Annotated in this window: 3 protein-coding genes and 8 tRNA genes; 9 read left to right on the top strand and 2 right to left on the bottom strand. The window is 44.7% G+C overall.

Annotated features, from left to right (window positions below; translation table 11 throughout):
• Positions 1-175 precede the first annotated feature (175 nt).
• The 8 genes from JG50_RS0111500 to JG50_RS0111535 all read left to right on the top strand — a co-directional run bounded on the left by JG50_RS0111500 (position 176) and on the right by JG50_RS0111535 (position 859).
• Positions 176-260: transfer RNA gene (locus tag JG50_RS0111500), tRNA-Tyr, on the top strand.
• Positions 261-271: 11 nt separating this feature from the next.
• Positions 272-347, top strand: a tRNA-Lys gene (locus JG50_RS0111505).
• Between the two features lie 6 nt (positions 348-353).
• Positions 354-439, top strand: a tRNA-Leu gene (locus tag JG50_RS0111510).
• Positions 440-443: 4 nt separating this feature from the next.
• A tRNA-Gly gene (locus tag JG50_RS0111515) sits at positions 444-517 on the top strand.
• A 3-nt stretch (positions 518-520) separates the two neighbouring features.
• Positions 521-595, top strand: a tRNA-Asn gene (locus JG50_RS0111520).
• Positions 596-601: 6 nt separating this feature from the next.
• Positions 602-677: transfer RNA gene (locus tag JG50_RS0111525), tRNA-Thr, on the top strand.
• A 26-nt stretch (positions 678-703) separates the two neighbouring features.
• Positions 704-779, top strand: a tRNA-His gene (locus JG50_RS0111530).
• 5 nt (positions 780-784) lie between these two features.
• Positions 785-859, top strand: a tRNA-Gly gene (locus JG50_RS0111535).
• A gap of 323 nt (positions 860-1182) precedes the next feature.
• Here the strand turns inward: JG50_RS0111535 and JG50_RS0111540 are convergent.
• Positions 1183-1938, bottom strand: a complete 756-nt coding sequence (locus JG50_RS0111540; protein ID WP_033101278.1) for a class I SAM-dependent methyltransferase — start codon at positions 1936-1938, stop codon at positions 1183-1185.
• 542 nt (positions 1939-2480) lie between these two features.
• Here JG50_RS0111540 and JG50_RS0111545 point away from each other — a divergent pair.
• Complete coding sequence (locus JG50_RS0111545) at positions 2481-3200, top strand: hypothetical protein (RefSeq protein WP_033101279.1); 720 nt, start codon at positions 2481-2483, stop codon at positions 3198-3200.
• 134 nt (positions 3201-3334) lie between these two features.
• Here the strand turns inward: JG50_RS0111545 and JG50_RS0111550 are convergent, their stop codons facing one another.
• On the bottom strand, positions 3335-4780 hold the full coding sequence (locus JG50_RS0111550) for an NAD(P)/FAD-dependent oxidoreductase (RefSeq protein ID WP_033101280.1): 1446 nt from the start codon (positions 4778-4780) through the stop codon (positions 3335-3337).
• Between the last annotated feature and the right edge of the window lie 443 nt (positions 4781-5223).

A 5223-nucleotide genomic window follows, 5' to 3' on the forward strand; every position in this document is an offset into this window, starting at 1 on the left:
CCATCTCAATCGAGATGGGTTTTTTTGTGATCAATTAAATGGTTCTTTGTGAATGCCGGAAGGTTTGCTTCGCAGGATCAGAATGCCGGTTTTCATCGAGTATCGAAAAAAATACTTGCTTTTTTTATCCAATATGTTAACATTAAGATCTGTGAAAGAGATAATTGAGCGTTTTGGAGGGATACCAAAGTGGCCAACTGGGGCGGACTGTAAATCCGCTGGCATTGCCTTCGTAGGTTCGAATCCTACTCCCTCCACCAGTTCAAATTTTGAGCCATTAGCTCAGTTGGTAGAGCACCTGACTTTTAATCAGGGTGTCGAAGGTTCGAGTCCTTCATGGCTCACCATGGTTTGCGGTCGTGGTGGAATTGGCAGACACGCTATCTTGAGGGGGTAGTGGCCCCTGGCCGTGCGAGTTCGAGTCTCGCCGACCGCACCAATAAGCGGGTGTAGTTCAGTGGTAGAACATCGGCCTTCCAAGCCGAATGCGAGGGTTCGATTCCCTTCACCCGCTCCATGTTCCTCAGTAGCTCAATGGTAGAGCACCCGGCTGTTAACCGGTAGGTTGCAGGTTCGAGTCCTGCCTGAGGAGCCAGAAAATGCTTCCTTAGCTCAGTTGGCAGAGCGCTTCCATGGTAAGGAAGAGGTCACCAGTTCGAGCCTGGTAGGAAGCTCCACTGTTCTTAAAAAATTTTTGTTGATGGCGGTCGTGGCGAAGTGGTTAACGCACCGGATTGTGGCTCCGGCATTCGTGGGTTCGATTCCCACCGATCGCCCCATTAGTGCGGAAGTGGCTCAGGGGTAGAGCATCGCCTTGCCAAGGCGAGGGTCGCGGGTTCGAATCCCGTCTTCCGCTCCAATCAATCGTTAAGAGGAGAATGCCGATTGGTGTTCTCCTCTTTTTTCGTGCGCCCGGCATGGGCACAGTCTGTGGGGTGAAAGATGTACCCGGAAGGCGATATTCTCCCTGCTGGAATGGAATGACATAATTCAAGTTAGAAATGAAATTATAAAAGAGGGGTATCTGTCGGAATAGCCTGAGGCCATTGACAAACCCAGCGGTTTATTTCTTCTGGGTTTGTCAATGGATTTTAAAAAAAGGAGAAAATAGAAGTTGTATAAAATTTGATCAAACTATCTACAGGACAAGAGCCACCTATCGGATGAATCGGGTAGATCCTATTATTTCACAGCAATCAAGTGCAGTTCAGCAAAATCATTGATGATGCTGGCTTCGGAATCGCGGTTTAACTCCGTTTCCAATCTTTCCACCCCTGCCTGATAGTCTTTTTCATCAATTAACGTCAATACAGAAATATCCCGATTGCGAGTATGTTGCATACATTCGGTCAACGGCATAGAAGTCATTCTATAACGGATGTCCAGTTCAACTTGAAAACCTCTTACGGATAATTCACGATAAATCAGATCTTTTGGCCAAAATCTCTTCAAATCCTCAAAATACGCTGAAGGGAAGTATTGATACACCCACCATTGCCGCATTTCATGGATGGAGATGTTGTGCATCTTGTACATGCCGTTTTTCTTCAATATACGAGTGACCTCATCCAGTACCCTCGATTTTTCAGCGAAATGATGAAAAGCATAATGGTTCACTATTACATCAAAGCTCTCCGGTTCGTATGGCATTTCTTCAGCCAATCCTTGAATCAGCCGGACGTTTGGAACCCTCCTTTTCGCTTGATTCAACATGGCTTGCGATGCATCTAACCCGTACCATTCAACCGACACCGATGCAAAGGCATGTAATTGTTTTTGCAAATATAATCCCGTACCGCATGCTAAGTCCAAAACGCGAAATTCTCGATCAGGATGCTGAGCAAAATATCGCTTCAAGTTCTCATCAGGTCCGATTTGTCGTCGGTATGGATTTTGGTCATATCGGTCTGCAATCCGAGAATAATCTGTCACTTTCATCTGGTTTCACCTCGCTTTTTTAACCAATTCAATAGTGCCTTCTCGATTGGAGTGGGATTTTGACTTTGTTCTAAACTAATTTTTTTGACACACAAGATTGTCATCCTGCTTTCTTTGTCAGCAGTCTCGGGACTAACCATCAAAATAGCCCCTTCGCTCTTTCTTCTTCCGCCTCACAGAAATAAGCACTTCTTTTTCCTACACTCACTCGCCGAATCATACCGCATTTTCGAGCATCTATTTGGCCATAGTACAAGGAATCAACTAAATGTATTTTTGATGGGATGATATTGCCTGAAAATCCGAAACTTCATCAAACAACGGACTTTGCCTGTTTGGCGAAGTCAAGGTTTAAGGAGTATGAAGACGCGATATGACCTGCTCGTCAGACTTAAATGAACCACCGTATGTTGGGTGTATTTAGTGAAACAAAATTTGTACAAATTATGAATTGTATTTTTTTGGGGCTTATATAATAAATCTCAGAGAAGGAAAATTGAAACAGTTGCGGAAAGATATTATCACAAAAGGAGGGATACATAATGGTAAAAAAATCGAAACCATTGTTGTCTGTGTTGTTTGCTGTCTTCTTGTTGGCATTTAGTGTGTTTCCGGCCGTTTCGTCTGCTGCGGCAGTCAATGTGAACTTGGATGCGCAGTTGAAACTCTTTGCCAAAGCAAACCTTTTAAATGTGGTTAAAGTTAAGGCGGATTGCGATTCAATCGTGCTGAAAGTCACTGTGAAAAGCTTGGCAAAATTATTGGCCGTTGTGGGGACTGATCTGAAAGCGACGGTTCCTTACGAGATTTACGAGCTTCCAAACAAGGAAGCCGACATCAGCCAGGGAAAACTGGTGAAATCCGGAGTCTTCGAGCCTGGTCAAGGAGATAAAGAGTTTAAAATCGAATATCATCCCAAAGCAAGTGCTTATTATGTAGTCAAAGTGAAACTGTTGGTTGGTGCGCATCTCGTCGGTCAGGTTGTTCTTGTTAATGTCGACCTGGGAGTGAAATGCCAAAATCCCGGTCAGCCTGGCCAACCTGGTGGCGGTGATCAACCAGGAGGGAACAATCCTGGTGGAAACCAACCGGGTACGAACAATCCGGGAGGTGGCAGCCATCAACCCCCGCAAGGAGGACAACTGCCCAAAACTGCGACTGAGTATCCGATCAATATGGTATTTGCACTTGTTGCCATTTTGTTAGGGGTCGCTCTCTATATTCTGTCTGTTCGCAATAAAGGGAAAAGCATCCCTGTTTAGATTCTAAACTTCGAATCGTTCCCGTTAATAGGAACCCGGGTCTCCGGTTACTCCATTGCCGGGAACCATAAAGCAACACGATAATACGAAAAACACCTCCTGATGGTAATTCCATTCGGAGGTGTTTTCATTTATTATTCGCCTTTTTTCATTTTGGTGATAATGGAGCGGGCAATCCAGACGCCACATGCACTTGCCTGAGCAAGTCCTCTGGTGATTCCGGCTCCGTCTCCCCCTAAATAGAGTCCGGAAATTTCCGATTCAAAGTGTTCATTCAGTTTTGGACGGGCAGAGTAGAATTTTGCTTCTACTCCGTAAAACAGTGTGTGTTCCGATGCGATCCCTGGCGTTACCTTATCCAATGCCTCAACCATTTCAATCAGGCTTTTCATCGTGTTGTAGGGGAGGACCAGACCAAGGTCTCCCGGAACGGCTTCTTTCAAAGTGGGAGTGATAAATCCTTCTTTTATTCTCTTTGGAGTTGAACGTCTTCCTTTCAGGATATCGCCGTATTTTTGGACAATGACGCTGCCGTTGGAGAGCTGATTGGCCAAACGTGACACTTCATGGGCGTATTCGGTCGGCTGATCAAAGGGATCATCGAATTTATGGGAAACGAGTAGTGCGAAATTTGTATTTTCGCTGCCGAGTTTGGGATCTTTGTACGCATGACCGTTTGCCAGCATGATGCCAGAATGGTTTTCGACGACAACATGACCGGATGGGTTGCTGCAAAAAGTGCGAACCCGGGTTCCGACTGAGGTATTAAAAATAAATTTGCCTTCATACAAATGCTGGTTAATCTCTTCCATGACAATGTTGCTTGTTTCTACCCGGACACCGATATCCACCTGGTTGGCAGACATTTTCACACGACGCTTCCGCAAAAGTTTTGCCAGCCAGGCTGAACCATCGCGCCCGGGCACTATCACGATCTGTTTGGAAAAAATTTGTGTTCCGTCCTTTAACTCGACTCCCACCGCATGATGTCTGCCTTCGATTCGCTCCGTGATGAGATCGAGAACTTCCGTCTTATACATCATGTCGATTTTGCCATTCAGATATTCGTAAATGCTGGCCAGGATCTTAAGGTTTTGTTCTGTTCCGAGATGGCGGACTTGTGCCCGGAGGAGTTTGAGGCCGGCGGAATAAGCGCGTTTTTCGATTTCCTTGACTTTTTCGGTCAAGGGGTCGGTAATCGTGTCAGTGGCGCCGTGTTGCAAATTGATTTGATCTACATAGTGGATTAAGTCGAGTACAGTATCCGTTGAGAGGTAATCGGTCATCCATCCGCCAAATTCGCTGGTGATATTAAATTTCCCATCAGAATAAGCTCCTGCTCCTCCAAACCCGTTGGTGATGGAACAAGCGGGTACACATCCGGCGAAGTCTTTTTTGCCCGCTGGAGGAGGGCATTTTTGAATTTTTTTCTGTAAAATAGGACAATTTCGCGAATAGATGTCGTGCTCCTTATCGATCAACAGGACTTTGGCCTCCGGCATTTTTAAACTAAGCTCGTAACAGGTGAAAATTCCTGCAGGTCCGGCACCGACGACGATGACGTCATATTTCGTTTTCATTCGGATCCCTCCATAGTGGCATGGATGTTCTATCCTTAACTTTGGCTTTTTTCGAAAGAAAAACTTGACTTCTCATCTCCTGCAAAACCCTAGATACTATATCAAACCAAAAAACAGAAATCAATGGGTATCTGCAAAAAACACGAATAATATTTTGGAATACGTGTAGGATCGTTCGTTTATTTTGACTGGAGACAGGAATACAGAGAGCATTTCGATGGGGAGAACCGTCTTTGTAACATTTCTTGAAAGTAAGATGTGGAAAAGAGATTGGTTTTATTAAAAAAAGTGTTGACACCTTTATTTTATCTTGTTATTATCTATTTTGTCGCTGCGAAACGCGGTTGAGAAAAAAGAATTTCGATGTGTTCCTTGAAAACTAAAGAGTGAAGCATGACCTGTTGATTCTTTTTGAGCTTAAATCTTTATCGGAGAGTTTGATC

The sequence above is a fragment of the Thermoactinomyces daqus genome, assembly GCF_000763315.1.
GTDB lineage: Bacteria > Bacillota > Bacilli > Thermoactinomycetales > Thermoactinomycetaceae > Thermoactinomyces_A > Thermoactinomyces_A daqus.